The organism is Nocardia cyriacigeorgica, assembly GCF_005863245.1.
GTDB classification, from domain to species: domain Bacteria; phylum Actinomycetota; class Actinomycetes; order Mycobacteriales; family Mycobacteriaceae; genus Nocardia; species Nocardia cyriacigeorgica_C.
Window position 1 is genome coordinate 272791 of the sequence record NZ_VBUT01000003.1, and the last position, 17684, is coordinate 290474.

At 69.3% G+C, this 17684-nt stretch carries 16 protein-coding genes; 11 read left to right on the forward strand and 5 right to left on the reverse strand.

Translation table 11 applies throughout. The annotated features are described in order from the left end of the window. Window positions 1–4: 4 nt before the first annotated feature. Window positions 5–1108, forward strand: a complete 1104-nt coding sequence (locus FEK34_RS07740; protein ID WP_138447175.1) for a winged helix DNA-binding domain-containing protein — start codon at window positions 5–7, stop codon at window positions 1106–1108. A gap of 88 nt (window positions 1109–1196) precedes the next feature. Here the strand turns inward: FEK34_RS07740 and FEK34_RS07745 are convergent, their stop codons facing one another. From FEK34_RS07745 to FEK34_RS07765, 5 genes are read right to left on the reverse strand one after another with little or no spacing between them, the layout of a single operon-like run. Continuing rightward, window positions 1197–2066: a potassium-transporting ATPase subunit C gene (locus FEK34_RS07745; protein WP_138447520.1), complete on the reverse strand. Its 870-nt coding sequence runs from the start codon at window positions 2064–2066 to the stop codon at window positions 1197–1199. Between the two features lie 16 nt (window positions 2067–2082). Further along, on the reverse strand, window positions 2083–4230 hold the full coding sequence (kdpB, locus tag FEK34_RS07750) for a potassium-transporting ATPase subunit KdpB (RefSeq protein WP_138447176.1): 2148 nt from the start codon (window positions 4228–4230) through the stop codon (window positions 2083–2085). Then, window positions 4230–5900 (reverse strand): potassium-transporting ATPase subunit KdpA, encoded by a 1671-nt coding sequence (gene kdpA, locus FEK34_RS07755; protein WP_138447177.1) that lies wholly within the window; start codon window positions 5898–5900, stop codon window positions 4230–4232. The genes kdpB and kdpA overlap by 1 nt, the downstream gene beginning before the upstream one ends. Continuing rightward, window positions 5900–5986, reverse strand: coding sequence for a potassium-transporting ATPase subunit F (locus tag FEK34_RS31360; RefSeq protein ID WP_081597377.1), 87 nt, complete (start codon window positions 5984–5986; stop codon window positions 5900–5902). The genes kdpA and FEK34_RS31360 overlap by 1 nt, the downstream gene beginning before the upstream one ends. Beyond that, window positions 5983–6066, reverse strand: coding sequence for a potassium-transporting ATPase (locus tag FEK34_RS07765; RefSeq protein WP_081597376.1), 84 nt, complete (start codon window positions 6064–6066; stop codon window positions 5983–5985). The genes FEK34_RS31360 and FEK34_RS07765 overlap by 4 nt, the downstream gene beginning before the upstream one ends. A 292-nt stretch (window positions 6067–6358) precedes the next feature. Here FEK34_RS07765 and FEK34_RS29920 point away from each other — a divergent pair, with 292 nt between their 5' ends. The 10 genes from FEK34_RS29920 to smc all read left to right on the forward strand — a co-directional run bounded on the left by FEK34_RS29920 (window position 6359) and on the right by smc (window position 17651). Further along, window positions 6359–6514: a hypothetical protein gene (locus FEK34_RS29920; RefSeq protein WP_171048083.1), complete on the forward strand. Its 156-nt coding sequence runs from the start codon at window positions 6359–6361 to the stop codon at window positions 6512–6514. After that, window positions 6511–9126, forward strand: coding sequence for a sensor histidine kinase (locus FEK34_RS07770; protein WP_138447178.1), 2616 nt, complete (start codon window positions 6511–6513; stop codon window positions 9124–9126). Before FEK34_RS29920 ends, FEK34_RS07770 begins: the two co-directional genes overlap by 4 nt. A 68-nt stretch (window positions 9127–9194) precedes the next feature. Further along, the gene (locus FEK34_RS07775; protein WP_138447179.1) at window positions 9195–9902 is read left to right on the forward strand and encodes a response regulator; all 708 of its coding nucleotides are present in this window, start codon (window positions 9195–9197) and stop codon (window positions 9900–9902) included. A gap of 64 nt (window positions 9903–9966) precedes the next feature. Beyond that, window positions 9967–10467, forward strand: a complete 501-nt coding sequence (locus FEK34_RS07780; protein ID WP_138447180.1) for an OsmC family protein — start codon at window positions 9967–9969, stop codon at window positions 10465–10467. After that, complete coding sequence (locus FEK34_RS07785) at window positions 10467–10754, forward strand: acylphosphatase (RefSeq protein WP_138447181.1); 288 nt, start codon at window positions 10467–10469, stop codon at window positions 10752–10754. Before FEK34_RS07780 ends, FEK34_RS07785 begins: the two co-directional genes overlap by 1 nt. 250 nt (window positions 10755–11004) lie before the next feature. After that, complete coding sequence (locus FEK34_RS07790; protein ID WP_212748733.1) at window positions 11005–11520, forward strand: hypothetical protein; 516 nt, start codon at window positions 11005–11007, stop codon at window positions 11518–11520. Next, the gene (locus FEK34_RS07795; protein ID WP_138447182.1) at window positions 11520–12686 is read left to right on the forward strand and encodes a glutathionylspermidine synthase family protein; all 1167 of its coding nucleotides are present in this window, start codon (window positions 11520–11522) and stop codon (window positions 12684–12686) included. The genes FEK34_RS07790 and FEK34_RS07795 overlap by 1 nt, the downstream gene beginning before the upstream one ends. Before the next feature lie 49 nt (window positions 12687–12735). Further along, window positions 12736–13185: a DUF350 domain-containing protein gene (locus FEK34_RS07800; protein WP_138447183.1), complete on the forward strand. Its 450-nt coding sequence runs from the start codon at window positions 12736–12738 to the stop codon at window positions 13183–13185. 139 nt (window positions 13186–13324) lie between these two features. Continuing rightward, a complete protein-coding gene (locus FEK34_RS07805; protein WP_138447184.1) occupies window positions 13325–13744 on the forward strand; it encodes a DUF1707 SHOCT-like domain-containing protein in 420 nt (139 codons plus the stop codon). A gap of 205 nt (window positions 13745–13949) precedes the next feature. Then, window positions 13950–17651, forward strand: a complete 3702-nt coding sequence (gene smc, locus FEK34_RS07810; protein ID WP_138447185.1) for a chromosome segregation protein SMC — start codon at window positions 13950–13952, stop codon at window positions 17649–17651. Window positions 17652–17684 lie beyond the last annotated feature (33 nt).

Here is a 17684-nt window from a genome sequence, read left to right on the forward strand (position 1 = left end):
GACCATGCGGGAGTTGTCGTTACGTGAGTTGAATCGGACGTTGCTGGTGCGCCAGCGGCTGGCCGAACGTGTCGACGACGCGCCGCTCGAGGTGATCCGGCATCTGGTGGCGGTACAGGGGCAGGATCCGAACTGGCCTTATGTGGGGCTGTGGGCGCGGGTGAACGGGTTCCGGCATGCCGATCTCGAAGAACTGCTGCGGGCACAGAAGGTGGTGCGTTCCACTCTGATCCGCCGCACCATGCATCTGGCCACCGCCGAGGACTACCGGTGGCTGCGCCCGACCCTCCAGCCGTGGGTCGATTCGCTGCTGAAAGCGGCCTACTACCGCGACGAGATCGAGGGCGTCGACCTCACCGCGCTCGCCGCGCACGGCAGGCGCCTGCTCACCGGCCGGATGCTCGCGCGCGGTGAACTGGGCAAGATGCTCGCCGAGCACTTCCCCGACCGGCACACCCGCCGCCTCGCCGACACCGTCGAGGTGCTGGTGCCGCTGGCGCACAGTGCCGATACGGCGGCGTGGGGGCGCTGGCGCAATCGCTACGTCACCGTGGGGCTCGCCGAGGAATGGATCGGCGCACCGCTGGCCGAGGCCGATCTCGACACCCTCGTGCTGCGCTATCTCGCCGGCTTCGGGCCCGCCACGGTCGCCGATATCCAAGCCTGGTCCGGCACCACCCGCCTCGCCGCCGTGATCGCCCGGCTGCGCCCGCAGCTGCGGGTCTTCCGTGACGAGGAGGGCCGCGAACTCTTCGACGTCCCGGACGCGCCCATCGCCGCGGGCGAGCTCCCCGTCCCGGTGCGCTTCCTGCCCGCCTTCGACAACGCGCTGCTCGGCCACAAGGACCGTCGCCGCGTGATCTCCGAACCGGACCGGCAACGCACCGCCAAGGAAGCGTCCGCCGGGATACCGGCGTATCTGGTCGACGGATTCGTGCACGGACGGTGGCTGCTGGACGGCACCACGATCCGGATCCTGCCGTGGCATCCACTCACGGCCGCCATCGAGCAGGCGGTGCTTGACGAGGCCGCGGCGCTGGTTGCGTTCATCCTGCCGGGGGAGGAGGGCGAGATCGTCATCGACCGGTCCGAGCTGAACGGCTCGTGAGCCTCGGCAGGTGAGCGCCGCCCGCCCGGACGAACCGGGCGGGCGGCGCAGTGGTCGGTATCGCCGGACGGCCACCGGCGGGTGCCGATCAGGTCCGGAACGGATAGGTGCGGTCCAGGTCCAGGTTGAGTTCGACGACGTTCACTCGCGGTTCGCCCAGGAAGCCGAGGGTCCGGCCGTCGGTGTGGGTCTCGACCAGCGTGCGCACCTGGTCCTCGGTGATGTGCCGGGCGGCGGCGATCCGGCGGATCTGGATCGCGGCGTAAGCGGGGGAGATGTGCGGGTCCAGGCCGCTGCCGCTCGCTGTCACCGCGTCCGCGGGGACGGCGGGGGCCTCGGGTGCGTCACCTCGGATCGGGACGATGCGGCCGGTGGAGTAATCGGCGCCGGGTTCGGCACATTCGACCGGGACACCCAGGTAGCTGCTGACGAACGGCTCGACTGGGCACAGCTCGTTCACACTGACCACCCGCACCGGTGCGCTCACCTCACCGGTGCCGTCGCGCGGCCCGATCACCGAGAGCACCGCGCCTACCCCGTCTTTCGTGCAGAACGGGCGGGAACCGTCGACCCCCTCACGGTCGGCGATCTCCTTGCTGCGGGTGCAGACGGTGGTGAGCAGGCTGGTGCGGTCGGCGGTGTCCACGATGTCCTCGGGGCCGAGGTTGCTCGCGGAGGTCGACAGGGGGTCGTAGCCGTCGCCCGCGGCGGACGGGCGGGACTGGAAATACTGCGGCAGCGCATGGCCGTCGGCGTCGGTGAACGCTTGGCCGATCAGGCTGGAGCCGACCAGTTTTCCGTCGGCGTGCAGCAGGGAACCCTCGGCTTTGTCGTTCAATCCGGGCAACTGGCCCGCCGCGAAGACCGCGAGTGGATAGGCGATTCCGGTGATGGCGGTCAGCATGAGCAGCGCCCGTACCGCGGCCAGGTGCTGGCGGATCCAGGTGGATTTCCGCATCGAGAACACAGACATATCAGGACATCCCGGGGAAGAGGTGGACCACGAGGTCGATGAGTTTGATGCCGGCGAACGGCGCTATGATGCCGCCGAGGCCGTAGACCAGCAGGTTGCGGCTCAGCAGCGCCGAAGCGTTGCTCGGCCGGTACTTCACCCCGCGCAGGGCCAGCGGAATCAACGCCACGATCACCAGGGCGTTGAAGATGACCGCCGACAGGATCGCCGACTGCGGGCTCGCCAGCCGCATGACATTCAGCGCGTCCAGGCCGGGGAACAGCGAGACGAACAGCGCCGGGATGATCGCGAAGTACTTGGCGATGTCGTTGGAGATGGAGAAGGTCGTCAGCGCGCCGCGGGTGATGAGCAGCTGTTTGCCGATCTCCACGATCTCGATCAGCTTGGTCGGATCCGAATCCAGATCGACCATATTGCCGGCCTCCTTGGCGGCCGAGGTGCCGGTGTTCATGGCGACACCCACGTCGGCCTGCGCCAGCGCCGGTGCGTCATTGGTGCCGTCACCGGTCATGGCCACCAGACGGCCGCCGTCCTGCTCCTTTTTGATCAGCTCCAGTTTGTCTTCCGGGGTGGCCTCGGCCAGGAAATCGTCCACGCCGGCTTCGTCGGCGATGGCCTTGGCGGTGAGCGGATTGTCGCCGGTGATCATCACGGTGCGGATGCCCATCCGGCGCATCTCGTCGAACCGTTCCCGCATGCCGTGCTTGACGACGTCCTTGAGGTGGATCACGCCGAGCAACTCGGCCTGCCCGTCGACGAGCTCGCCCACCACCAGCGGTGTGCCACCGGAGGCGGAGATGCCGTCGACGATCGCGCCGACCTCGTCGGGTACCGAACCACCATGGCCGCGAACCCATTCGGTCACCGCCGACGCCGCGCCCTTGCGCAGACTGCGTCCGTCGGCCAGATCCACGCCCGACATGCGGGTCTGCGCGGTGAACTCCACCCAGCTCGCCCCGGTCAGCTCGCCGGGGGTGCGCTCGCGTTTGCCGTAGGCCTGTTTGGCGAAGACGACGATGGAGCGGCCCTCGGGCGTCTCGTCGGCCAGGCTGGACAGTTGCGCCGCGTCGGCGAGCGCGTCGGCGGAGATGCCCGGCATGGCCACGAAGTCCGCGGCCTGTCGATTGCCGAGGGTGATGGTGCCGGTCTTGTCGAGCAGCAGCGTGTTCACATCACCGGCCGCCTCGACCGCGCGGCCGGACATGGCCAGCACATTGCGTTGCACCAGCCGGTCCATGCCCGCGATGCCGATGGCCGACAGCAGCGCGCCGATGGTGGTGGGGATCAGGCAGACCAGCAGCGACACCAGCACGATCCCGGTGATCCCGTGCGCGTCCAGCGCGGCACTGTCGGGTACGCCGGGATTGTTCGACTTGGCGAAGATCGCCATCGGCTGCAAGGTCACCACCCCGAACACGAAGATGATCGTCAGCGCGGCGAGCAGGATGTTCAGCGCGATCTCATTCGGCGTCTTCTGCCTGCTCGCACCCTCGACCAGCGCGATCATCTTGTCGATGAAGCTGGCACCCGGTTCCTGGGTGATCTCGACGACGATGCGATCGGAGAGCACGGTGGTGCCGCCGGTGACCGCCGAACGATCGCCGCCGGATTCCCGGATGACGGGCGCGGATTCACCGGTGATGGCCGATTCGTCGACCGAGGCGATGCCCTCGACCACGTCACCGTCGCCGGGGATCACCTCGCCCGCCTCGACCACCACGTAATCGCCGCGTCGCAGCTGGGGTGCGGCGACCCGCTCCTCGGTGACCCGCGCGCCGGGCGCCCAGCCGGGCAGCCTGCGGGCGACGGTATCGGTCTTGGCCTTGCGCAGGGTGTCGGCCTGTGCCTTGCCGCGGCCCTCGGCGACGGCCTCGGCGAGATTGGCGAACAGCACGGTCAGCCACAACCACACCACGATCGCCCAGCCGAAGAAGCTCGGATCGGCGAGCGCGAGCACTGTCGACCAGACCGCGCCCACCTCGACGATGAGCATGACCGGATTGCGCCACAGCGTGCGCGGATCGAGCTTGCGCAGCGCCTCGGGCAGCGAGGCCAGCAGCAACGCCGGGTCCAGCACCCCGCGCGGCACCGCGCGTTTGGCGGTCGGCGCCGGGGCGGGGCCGGGTGTTTCGGTGACAGAGGTGGTCATCAGTGGATTCCTTCGGCGAGCGGCCCGAGCGCCAGCGCGGGCAGGAAGGTGAGCGCGACCAGGATCACCGTCACCCCGACGACCATCCCGACGAACTGCGGGCGGTGGGTCGGCAGCGTGCCGATCGAGGCGGGGGTGCTGCCCTGGCGGGCCAGTGAACCGGCGAGCGCGAGAACGAGAATGATCGGCAGGAACCGGCCGAACAGCATGGCCAGACCGAGCGCGGTGTTGTACCACTCGGTGTTGCCGGTGAGCCCGGCGAAGGCGGAGCCGTTGTTGTTGGCGGCGGAGGTGAAGGCGTAGAGCACTTCCGAGAAGCCGTGCGGGCCGGAGTTGAGCATGCTCGCTCGTTGTCCGGGCATCGCCATCGCGACCGCCGTGCCTACCAGCACGATCAGCGGACTGACCAGGAAATACGCTGCGGCCAGCTTGATTTCGCGTGGCGTGATCTTCTTGCCGAGGTATTCCGGTGTGCGCCCGACCATCAGGCCCGCGACGAACACGGTGATCACCGCCAGGATGAGCATGCCGTACAGGCCCGCGCCCACACCGCCGGGCGCGACCTCGCCGAGCTGCATGTTGAACATGGTCATCAGGCCGCCGAGGCTGGTGTAGGAATCGTGGAAGGAATTCACCGCGCCGGTCGAGGTCAACGTGGTCGAGGCCGCGAAGGTGGCCGAATGCGCCACGCCGAAGCGCTGTTCCACGCCCTCCATCGACGCGCCGATCGCGGTCGGGACGGTGCCATGGTGCTGGAGCTGGAACAGGTTGGTCAGCGTCACGCTCGCGAGCGCGATCGTGCCCATCACCGCCACGATCGCGTAACCCTGCTTGCGGCTGCCGACCATGCGCCCGAAGGTGCGCGGCAGCGAGAAGCTGATCACCAGGATCAGGAAGATCTCCAGCCAGTTGGTCCAGGTCGCCGGATTCTCGAACGGATGCGAGGAATTGGCGTTGTAGAAGCCGCCGCCGTTGGTGCCCAGTTCCTTGATGACCTCCTGGCTGGCCACGGGCCCACCGGGAATGGTCTGCTCGCCGCCGACGACGGTCTGCGCGAGCTGATCGTGCAGGTGAAAGTTCTGGATCGCACCGCCGGCGATCAACACGATCGCCGCGACGAACGCGATCGGCAGCAGGATGCGCAGGGTCCCGCGCACCAGATCGACCCAGAAATTGCCCAGATCACCGGTGTGCCTGCGGGCGAAACCGCGCACCAGCGCCACCGCCACCGCCATGCCGACGGCCGCGGAGACGAAGTTCTGCACCGCCAGGCCCGCCATCTGCACCAGATGGCCCTGGGTGGATTCACCGGAGTAGTTCTGCCAGTTGGTATTGGTGACGAAGCTGACCGCGGTGTTCCAGGCCAGCGCCGGTGTCATCTCGGTGCCCGGATCGTTCAGATGCCACGGCAGCACACCCTGGACCAGCTGGAATCCGAACAGCAGCAGCACGCCGACCGCGGAGAACGCGAGCACACTGCGCGCGTACACCGGCCAGGTCTGCTCGACCTCCGGCTGCACACCGATCAGGCGATACACCATCCGCTCGACCCGCGAATGCCTGGTGCCGTTGTAGACGCGATACATGAAATCGCCGAACGGCACGTGCACCAGGGCCAGCGCGACGATCAGGGAGACGACGAACACGATCCCCGCGGTAGTGGTACTCACTAGAACCTCTCCGGGAACAGCAGCGCGGCCACCATGAACCCGGCCACCGCGACAGCGAGCACCAGGCCGACGAGATTGGCGATCACAGCCGCTCCACCCCGCGCTGGATCAGGCCGAGAATCGCGAACAACGCGATCGTCAGCACGGCGTACACCACCACAGACATCAGTTCCAACCTCCTTCGCGCTTCGTCAGGTGAAGCGCGCCGGAGATCGAGTCAAGCGCCCAGAAGGGCAGTCGAGGCCTTTCCTTACGACTTCTTGGCGCCGCCGGGCGCGGCATTTGCGTTTCGTTGACACCTCATCCGGTCATCCGGAAGGAAGCTGTCAAAGACGACGGCCAGGCCGTAAGGAGACCGTAAAGACGCGGCTCGCGCCCGAAACGCGCGGTAGAAGTGGGACGCCGGCCAGTCGGAATCCCGCACGCGACCGGTGCACAGGTTGTGGAAGGAGCTCCTCGTGTCGGCTGTGACCCTTGTGGTCGTTTTCGGCTTCCTCTGTTGCGCGCTGATCCTTCGCATGATCAGCCTGCGACAGGAACGCCGCCACCTGCGGGTGCTGCCCGTGCGCCCCGCCCGAGCAGCGCAGGCGCGACGCGCGATGATGGACGAGTGAAGCGCGGGCATCTGCGGATCTACCTGGGCGCCGCGCCGGGAGTCGGCAAGACCTACGCCATGCTCGGCGAAGCGCACCGGCGGCTCGAACGCGGCCGCGATGTGGTGGCCGCCGTCGTCGAAACGCATGGCCGCGCCAAGACCGCCGCCCTGCTGGACGGCATCGAGCGGATTCCGCCGAAGATCATCGAATACCGCGGCACGGCATTCCAGGAACTCGACGTCGCGGCGGTGCTGCGCCGCGCACCCGCGGTGGTGCTGGTCGACGAACTCGCCCACACCAACGCGCCGGGCAGCAAGAACGAAAAACGCTGGCAGGACATCGAGGAACTGCTCGACGCCGGCATCGACGTGATCTCCACGGTCAATGTGCAGCACCTGGAAAGTCTCAACGACGTGGTCGAGCAGATCACCGGCATCCAGCAGCGCGAAACCGTGCCGGACGCGGTGGTGCGCGGCGCCGAACAGGTCGAACTGGTCGACATCACCCCGGAGGCGCTGCGGCGCAGGATGTCGCACGGCAACGTCTACGCCGCCGAGAAGGTCGACGCCGCGCTGCGCAACTACTTCCGGCCCGGCAACCTCACCGCCCTGCGGGAACTGGCCCTGCTGTGGCTGGCCGACCAGGTCGACGCGGCGCTGGCGAAATACCGGGCCGATCACCGGATCACCGAATTGTGGGAGGCCCGCGAACGGGTGGTGGTCGCGGTGACCGGCGGCCCGGAATCGGAGACGATCGTGCGCCGGGCCAGCCGCATCGCGACCAAGTCCAGCGCCGATCTGGTCGTGGTGCATGTGGTGCGCGGTGACGGCCTGGCCGGGGTGTCCACCGCGCGGCTGGCCCGATTGCGCGAACTCGCCGCCAGCCTTGACGCGTCACTGCACACCGTGACCGGGGAGGACGTGCCCGCGGCGCTGCTGGAATTCGCCCGCGAGGTCAATGCCACCCAGCTCGTGCTCGGCACCTCACGGCGTTCCCGCTGGGCGCGCATCTTCGACGAGGGCATCGGCTCCGCGGTGGTGCAGCAGTCCGGCAAGATCGACGTCCACATGGTCACCCACGAGGAAGCCAACCGCGGACTGCGCAGGTCCTGGGCGATACTGCGGCGCCCGGTCTGGGCCTGGCTCGCGGCGCTGGTCGTGCCGGTGCTGGTGTGCGCGATCGGTGCCTGGTTCCTCGACGGCGCGCTCGAGTTGGGCGGGCTCAGCGCGATGTTCTTCGTCGCGGTGGTGCTGGTGTCGCTGCTGGGTGGCGTGTTGCCCGCGGCGATGTCGGCGTTGCTGTCGGGTGTGCTGCTGAACTGGTTTTTCGTCGAGCCGCGCTACAGCCTCACCGTCAACGAACCCGACAGTATTTTCACCATCGCGGTACTGCTCATCGTCGCGGTGGCGATGGCCGCGCTGGTGGACCGGGCCGCCGCGCGAAGCAGGCAGGCGCGCAAGGCTTCCCGGCAGGCCGAGCTGCTGACCGTCTTCGCCGGCGCGGTGCTGCACGGTGCCGATCTGCTGAAGCTGCTCGAACAGGTCAGGGAGACCTACGGCATGCGGGCGGTGGCGCTGGTCGCGGGGGAGCACGTGCTGGCCGCCGTGGGTGCCGAGCCGCCCGCCCAGCCGGATCAGGCCGACACCACCATCGAAGCCGGCGACACGGTGCACCGGTTGTTGCTGGCCGGGCATCCACTGGCGGCCGGGGACCGTCCGGTGCTGACCGCGGTGGCCAACCAGGCCGTCGGGCTGGTGCGGCAGGCGCGGCTGGCCGAGGAAGCGGGCGCGGCGGCGGCGCTGCTGGAAGCCGACCGGCTGCGGCGAGCACTGCTGTCGGCGGTCAGCCATGATCTGCGCACCCCGTTGGCGGGGGCGAAGGCGGCGGTGTCGAGCCTGCGCAGCGATGACGTCGAGTTCTCGCCCGAGGACACCGCCGAACTGCTGGAGACGGTGGAGGAATCGGTGGACCAGCTCACCGCACTGGTGGGCAACCTGCTGGATTCGTCGCGGCTGGCGGTCGGGGTGGTGTCGCCGCAGCTGCGGCAGGTCTACCTGGACGAGGTGGTGCATCGCGCGCTGGTCGGCGTCGGGATGGGCGCGCGCGGGCTGCGGCGGGCGGCGATGGACCGGGTGGAGGTCGAGGTGGACGCGCTGTCGGTGCGCGCCGACGGCGGGCTGCTCGAACGCGTCCTGGCCAATCTCATCGACAACGCGCTGCGCCATTCCACCCCTGGCACGCCGATCCGGATCACCGCCGAACGCGACGGCGGCAAGGTCGCCATCGCCGTGGTCGATATCGGGCCCGGCATCCCGGCCGGTGCCGAAGAACAGCTGTTCGAACCGTTCCAGCGGCTCGGCGACCGGGACAACACCACCGGCGTCGGGCTCGGTTTGTCGGTGGTGCGCGGATTCGTCGAGGCGATGGGCGGCACGGTGCATGCCGAACCGACGCCCGGCGGTGGGCTGACCATGCTGGTGGAACTGCCGGCCGGCGAGGACGCGGCCCCAGCGCAGGACCCGGTGCGTGACGGCGACGCTGCCGGCGAACCTGCGGCGACAATGGATGCGGCGGGCCGAACACGCGGCGACGATCCGGCCCAGGGCACCGACCACGCCGAAGTCACATGACCAGCACCGCCGCCGCCGACCGCACGCACCGGGACATCCGGTGCCTCCGACTCGACCAGGAAGCCGCGATGACCGACAAGTCGCCCGACGCGATCGCCACCAAGGTGCTGGTGGTCGACGACGAACCGCAGATCGTGCGCGCCCTGCGGATCAACCTGTCCGTGCGCGGATACGAGGTCTTCACCGCGGGCACCGGGACGGCCGCGCTGCGGGTGGCCGCGGACCGGCATCCGGATGTGGTGATCCTCGACCTCGGGCTGCCGGATATGGACGGCATCGAGGTGCTGGCCGGCCTGCGCGGCTGGACCTCGGCGCCGGTGATCGTGCTGTCGGCGCGCACCGACTCCTCCGACAAGGTCGAAGCCCTCGACGCCGGCGCCGACGACTACGTCACCAAGCCGTTCGGGATGGACGAACTGCTGGCCCGGCTGCGCGCGGCCGTGCGGCGCGGCGCCGTCGACGGCGACTCCGGCGACCCGGTGGTGGTGACGGCCTCGTTCACCGTCGACCTCGCCGCGAAGAAGGTCACCAAGAACGGCGCCGACGTGCATCTGACGCCCACCGAATGGGGCATGCTCGAGATGCTGGTGCGCCACCGCGGCAAGCTGGTCGGGCGCCGGGAGCTGCTGCGCGAGGTGTGGGGTCCGGCCTACGCCACCGAGACCCACTACCTGCGCGTCTACCTGGCTCAGCTGCGTCGCAAGCTCGAAGACGATCCCTCGCGGCCCAAGCATCTGCTCACCGAAGCGGGCATGGGTTACCGCTTCCAGGAATGAGCGCGCCGGCCGCGATGTTGGCAGGCGTGCATCGCCGCCGAACCGAGATGGCAGGATCGAGCCCATGGCTGAACACACCGCCGCACCCGTGACCGACACCGCCGCACCCGCGGGCACCACCACGTCCACGAACAATGCCGCACCCGGATCGACCACCCTGTGGGTGGAGCGCACCGGGACCCGGCGCTACACCGGACGCAGCTCGCGCGGAGCCGAGGTCTTGATCGGATCGGAGAACGTGCCGGGCGTGTTCACCCCCGGTGAGCTGCTCAAGATCGCACTCGCCGCGTGCTCCGGGCTCAGCTCGGACTTCCCGCTCTCGCGCCGCCTCGGCGACAACTACGACGCGACGATCCGCGTCTCCGGTGCCGCCGACCGCGAGAACGAGGTCTACCCGCAGCTCGACGAGGTCTTCGAACTCGACCTCAGCGAACTCGACCCCGAGGCCCGCGAGCGGCTGCTGGTGACCGTGCAGCGCGCCATCGACAAGGTGTGCACCGTCGGACGCACTCTGAAGGCGGGCACCAACGTCACCCTGTCCTTCGATATCGACACCGCCGACTGATGTCGCAGGCCACGCAGCCGGTTCGGCTCAGCGCCTGGGTGCACGGTCTGGTGCAGGGCGTGGGCTTTCGCTGGTGGACCCGGTCGCGCGCACTGGAACTCGGCCTCACCGGGCACGCCACCAATGCTCGCGACGGCCGCGTGCACGTCGTCGCGGAGGGGCCGCGGGCCGCGTGCGAACGTCTGCTGGCCCTGCTGCGCGGCGGCGAGACGCCCGGTCGTGTCACCCTGGTGGTGGAGAACTGGGAGCCCGCGCGCGGCGATCTGAACGGATTCGAGGAGCGCTAGATCCACCGACCGGGCGGGGAGGAGAGCACAGATGAGCGAGACTCCGAATACCGGCGGCCCACCGGAGAACTCGGGTGACGCCGACAGCGGTTCGGCGGCGGGGACTGCGCGGCCGCCCGGTCAGCCGGTGCCAGGCGAGCCGGAATCCGGTCGACCGGAGCCTCAGCCGGAGCCGGGTCGTCCGTCCCGGTCGAAGCCGTCGCAACCGCGGGAACCCGCGCAGCCCGACCAGCCTCCTCGGCCCGGCAGCATCCATCGCCAGGAACCCGGCCTGACCCAGCCGCGTCCGCCGACGGTCGCCGAGGCGCGGGCCAGGGACAAGGCCCGGAGGAAGGCCGAAGCCGAGGCGCAGGCGGCCGCCGCACGCGAGGAAGCCGCTCGCCGCACCCGCAAGCGCGTCATGATCGGCGGCGCGGCCGTGGTGGGCGTGGCGGCGCTGGTCGGCGGTGGCTATCTGGCCTACCGGGCGATTGCCGCGCCGGACCGGGTCACCGCCTACTGCACTGTCATCGACGAGAACGGTAAAGAGACCGTGGTCGAGGACGACAGGTGCAGCCGGGCCAGTTCGTCGGGGCATGCCGGCGTCGGCGGCATCTTCATCTACAACGGCATGCAGTACCGCTACTACTACGGCGGCAACAACACCGTCGGCCAAACGCCCACCGGCGGGACCACGGTCAAACCCAAGGGCGCGGAGATCACGACCAAGAGCGGCACCGTCATCCAGCGCGGCGGGCTCGGCAGCAAATCCGGCGGAGGTTCCTGATGCGGCGGGTCCGCGACACCCCCCGTCCGGGCTGGCAGCAGATCACCGAGGACCAGGGCCTGGTCTACGGTGCGCCCGGCCGCGACGCCAGCGGTAATCCGCGACCGTACTGGGACGAATCGGTGCACTACGAGTTCGAGATGGACGAGATCCTCGCCCTGGAAGCCGATGTCGAACTGCTGCATTCGATGTGTCTGAACGCCGTCGAGCATGTCGTACTCACCGAGCGTTTCGGCGATTTCGGGCTGCCCGAATGGAGTTGGGGGCCGATCGCCGAATCCTGGCGTCGCGGTGACCCGTACGTGTACGGCCGCTTCGATCTGCGCTACGACGCCCGGCGCCCGGCCAAGCTGCTCGAATACAACGCCGACACCCCGACCTCCCTGCTGGAAGCGGCGATCGTGCAGTGGCATTGGCTCACCGACCGCTATCCCGGTGGGGATCAATGGAATTCGCTGCACGAGAAGCTGGTGCAGCGCTGGTCGGATCTGCGCGGCGCGCTGCCCGGTGCGCATCTGCACTTCACCTGGTCCGGTGCCGACGCCACCGGCGAGGACAACGTCACCACCGCCTACATGCAGGAAACCGCTGCCGAGGCCGGCTTCGACACCATCGCGCTGCCGATCGAGGAAGTGGGCTACGACACCGAACTGGACCGGTTCGTCGATCTGGCCGAGGCGCCGATCGGTGCGATCTTCAAGCTGTATCCGTGGGAGTGGGTGCTCGACGACGAATTCGGTAAGCGGGTGGTCGACTCGCTGCCCGAGACCGCTTGGATCGAACCGCTGTGGAAGACCCTGCTCAGCAACAAGGCGATCCTCGCGGTGCTGTGGGAAATGTATCCCGGTCACCCGAATCTGTTGCCCGCCTATCTCGATCAGCCGAACGAGCTCACCGAATACATCCGCAAACCCAAGCTCGGCCGCGAAGGCGCGAATATGACGATCGTCGGTGCCGGCCTGGAAACCGCCACCGGCGGGGTGTACGGCGAGGAAGGCTACGTCTACCAGCTGCTCGATCCGCTGCCCGTGTTCGACGACATGCGTCCGGTGCTCGGAACCTGGGTGGTCGGCGAGGAAGCGGCGGGACTGGGTATCCGGGAGACCGCGGGCCTGATCACCGACGACGGCGCCGCCTTCGTACCGCATCGGATCATCACCGAATAGATTGCGTGGGCGCACCGCGCCGCATTCGACGTCCCTGGGAAGGATCACGATGACCGCTCTGGCCCTCGATTCGAGCTACTGGAGTTCGCTGGCGGACGGCGTGGGGGCCATTTTGCTCTACGCCGTCGTCGGGTTGGTGCTGATGGTGATCGGCTTCTACGGCATCGATCTGACCACTCCAGGGCGGCTGCGAGCGCTGGTGGCGCAGGGGCGGCCCAATGCCATCGTGGTCACCGCCGCGGGCATGATCAGCATGGCGTTCATCGTGGTGCTCGCGATCTTCTCCGCCGGTGGTCGGCTGCTGGAGGGCCTGATCGCGGCCGCGGTCTTCGGGCTGGTCGGCATCATCGCGCAGATCGTCTCGGTGCGGGTGGTGGAGAAGGCGATCGGCATCGATATCGGTGCGGTCATCCACGCGGAGCGGTTCGCCATCGAGGCCCTGATCGTCGCGGCCGCGCATTTCGCGCTGGGCCTGGTCGTCGCGTTCGCCATTCTCTGATCGCTCGCGGTCGCGGTGGCTCGGGCCGTCGCAGCACCTCTTGACATTCCACTGTGGAAGGCGCATTCTTGTTCCGTATTCCACTGTGGAATGTGGCTCGATCGTTCGCACCCCGGGCCCTGTTGTATTAGGAGCAGCCATGGACATCTCGCCGGGTACCCGCGCTTCCGACGCCGAACGCGCCCAAACCGTGGAGTTGCTGAGCAGGCACCTCGCCGACGGCCGGCTCGACCTCGCCGAATACGACCAGCGCGTGGCGACGGTGTGGGCCACCACCACCCGCGACGACCTCGGCCTCGTGCTGTCGGACCTGCCGAAACTGCCGAAGGCGCCCGCCGACAAGTCGCAGCGGCCGCGCATCCCGGTCTGGCAGCGCATCGAAGCCGCTTCCTGGGTGTCGGTCAGCGTGCTGGTGCTGGTCATCTGGGGCACCATCTCGCTGGCGGCAGGCGAATTCACCTACCCGTGGCCGATCTGGGTGATCGGGCCCTGGGGCGCGGTGCTGGCCTTCCGCGCACTCACCGGCTTCGAATCCGGGCGGTCCTGCCGCTCGGCCTGATCCGGCGGCGGATGCTGCCGGTGTGCTGTACCACCGCTTCGGTGGCCCCGCGCCGCCGGTGAAATGCCGGGGATTCGGCGGCCGGTCATTAGCCTGGGGTGGACCGCGCCCCGTCGCGGGCGGCTACCATGACTGGTCGCCGGATACGACGGGGCGGTGCCGGGCCAGTGCTCTCCACGGCAGTACACGGGAAAGGTCGCCGGATTTGCATCTGAAGAGCTTGACGTTGAAGGGGTTCAAGTCCTTCGCGTCCGCGACGACGCTGCGGTTCGAGCCGGGGATCACCTGTGTGGTCGGGCCGAACGGATCCGGAAAGTCCAACGTCGTCGACGCGCTCACCTGGGTGATGGGCGAGCAGGGCGCCAAGGCGCTGCGCGGCGGCAAGATGCAGGACGTCATCTTCGCCGGCACCGCGGGCCGGGCCGCGCTCGGGCGCGCCGAGGTCACGCTGACCATCGACAATTCCGACGGCGCGCTGCCCATCGACTACGCCGAGGTCTCCATCACCCGGCGGATGTTCCGCGACGGCGCGGGTGAATACGAGATCAACGGCAGCTCCTGCCGGCTGATGGACGTGCAGGAACTGCTCAGCGACTCCGGTATCGGCCGGGAAATGCACGTCATCGTGGGACAGGGCCAGCTCTCGGCGATCCTGGAATCGCGCCCGGAAGACCGTCGCGCGTTCATCGAAGAGGCCGCGGGCGTGCTCAAGCACCGCAAACGCAAGGAAAAGGCGGTCCGCAAACTCGACGCCATGCAGGCCAATCTGGCCCGGCTCACCGACCTCACCACCGAACTGCGCCGTCAGCTCAAACCGCTCGGCAGGCAGGCCGAGGTCGCCCGCCGCGCGCAGACCGTGCAGGCCGACCTGCGCGATGCCCGGCTGCGCCTGGCCGCCGACGACCTGGTGACCAGGCGCCGCGAGCTGGAAAGTCAGCAGAGCAAAGAGGCCTACGCCCGCGAACAACAGATCACCGTGCAGTCCGAACTGGACGCCGCCAATGCCGCGCTGGCCCAGCAGGAATTCCAGCTCGGCAAACTCACCCCGAGCGCCGAGGCCGCCGCCCAGCTGTGGTTCCAGCTCTCGGCGCTGGCCGAACGGGTCAACGCGACCATCCGCATCGCCGGCGACCGCGCCCGTCACCTGGACACCAGCACCCCCGTGGGCACCGGCCGCGACCCCGACCAGCTCGAAGCCGAAGCCGATCGGGTCGAGGCCGAAGAGGCCGAACTGCGCGAAGCGGTGGAGATGGCGACCGAGACCCTCGAAGCCGCCCGCGATGCGCTGGCCGAACGCGAACACGCCGCCAAGGCCGCCGAGCAGGCCCACCTCGCCGCCGTGCGCGCCATCGCCGACCGGCGCGAGGGTCTGGCGCGGCTGTCCGGGCAGGTGGACACCCTGCGCACCCGCGCGCAATCGGTGGACGCCGAGATCTCCCGGCTGTCGGTCGCCATCGCCGAGGCCAGGCAGCGCGGCGAGGCGGCCCAGGAGGAATTCGATGCGGTCCAAGCCGAACTCGATGATCTCGACGCCGGTGAAGCGGGCCTGGACGCACAGCACGAACACGCCGTGCAGGCGTTGAAACTGGCCGACCAGCGCGTCGACGAACTGCGCGAGCAGGATCGCGACGCCGGTAAGCGGGTCGCCTCGCTGACCGCCAGGATCGAAGCGCTCGGCATGAACCTGGCCCGTCGTGACGGTGCGGGCTGGCTCACCGAACATCACGGGCAGGACCTGCTCGGCCCGCTGTCGACGTTGATCCGGGTGCATCCCGGATTCGAGGCCGCCGTGGCCGCGGTGCTCGGTCCGCTCGCCGATGCCGTCGCGGCTGCTTCAGGCGACACCGCCTATGCCGCCGTCCACGCGCTCAAGGCCGCCGACGGGGGCCGGGCCGCGCTCGTCTTCGGCACGGCCGGGGCGGGCGATGCGACCACCGAGGCCGGTGCGACCGCAGCGGGCGCTGGATCGACCGGTGAGCGCAGGCCCGCTCGCGGCGCCGCGGAAGCCGACGGTGGGGCTCTCCCCGCGGGCGCGCGCTGGCTCGGGGCGGTGGTCGACTGTGCCGATACCGTGCATGCCGCCGTCGCCGCGCTCACGGCCGACGTCGTCGTGGTCGACGACCTCGCTGCCGCGGCCGACCTACTCGCGGCGCGCCCGCAGCTGCGGGCGGTGACCGTCGACGGTGATCTCGCCGGCACCGGCTGGGTGCTCGGCGGCTCCGACCGGGCACCCAGCCAGCTCGAGATCCAGGCCGATATCGACGCCGCCGAAGCCGAATTGGTCGCGGCCAAACGCCGTGCCGAGGAGCTGGAGGCCGCCTTGGCCGGTGCCCTCGCCGAACAAACCGATCGCAAGGACGCCGTCGACCACGCCCTGATGGCGTTGCATGAATCCGACCAGGCCCTGGTCGCGATCTACGAGCGGCTCGGCAGGCTCGGCCACACCGCACGCAGCGCGCACGCCGATATCGACCGGCTCACCGCCCAGCGCGCCGAAGCCGAGGACGGCCGGGAGCAGGCGCTGGCCGCCCTCGCCGAACTCGAGGACCGGCTGCGCCACGCCGAACTCGAACAATCCGGCATCGACGACGACGGACTCGGCGCCGCGAGCACCGAGGCGGCAGGCCGGGCCCGCGAGGAAGCCGCCGCAGCGCTCGCCGAAGCCCGCTCCATGGAGGTCGAGGCGCGGCTGGCCGTGCGCACCGCCGAGGAACGCGCCGAATCGGTGCGCGGTAAGGCCGACGGGCTGCGTCGCGCTGCCCGCGCCGAACGTGAGACGCGCGCCAGGGCCGAACGTGCCCAGGCCGCCCGCAAGCAGGCCGCCGCGGTGGCCGCCGCCGTCGCCGAATCGGGGGCGAAGGTGGCCGCCGAACTGGAGGTGGTGGTCGCCGAGGCCGCCGCCCGTCGCGATCAGCTGGTGCGTCGCCGCACCGAATGCGCCGCCCAGGTGGATCAGATCAAGGAGCGGGTGCGCGCCCTGACCGCCCAGTTGGCCCAGCTCACCGACGCCGTGCACCGCGACGAAGTGGCCAAGGCGCAGGCGGCGCTGCGGATCGAACAGCTCGAGGCCACCATTGCCGAACAGTTCGGCATCGCCCTCGGTGACCTCATCGCCGAGTACGGTCCCGACGTCCCGCTGCCGCCATCGGCGCTGGAATGGCAGGAATACGAACAGGCCAAGGAACGCGGCGAGGACGTGACACCGCCCGCGCCGATGCCGTTCGACCGCGCGAGCCAGGAGCGCAGGGCCAAGCGGGCGGAAAAGGATCTGGCCACCCTCGGCAAGGTGAATCCGCTTGCGCTGGAAGAATTCGCGGCGCTCGAGGAACGCTACAACTTCCTGGCCACCCAGCTCGAGGACGTCAAGAGCGCGCGCAAGGACCTGCTCGATGTGGTGGCCGAGGTCGACGCCCGCATCCTCCAGGTCTTCACCGACGCCTACGCCGACGTGGAACGCGAGTTCGTGCAGGTATTCGCCAAACTCTTCCCCGGCGGCGAGGGCAGGCTGCTGCTCACCGACCCCTCCGACATGCTGACCACCGGCATCGAGGTGGAGGCCCGACCGCCGGGCAAGAAGGTCAAGCGGCTGTCGCTGCTGTCCGGTGGTGAGAAGTCGCTGACGGCGGTCGCGCTGCTGGTGTCGATCTTCCGGGCGCGCCCCTCGCCGTTCTATGTGATGGACGAGGTGGAGGCCGCCCTCGACGACACCAACCTGCGCCGGCTCATCGGGTTGTTCGAACAGCTGCGGGAGAAGAGCCAGCTGATCGTCATCACCCACCAGAAGCCCACCATGGAGATCGCCGACGCCCTCTACGGCGTCAGCATGCGCGGTGACGGCATCACCCAGGTGATCTCGCAGCGGATGCGCGGGCAGAACCTGGCTCCGGTGGGCGCGGCGTCGGGCTGAGCCGGCCGACACCGAGCGCCCGCGGGGCGGACG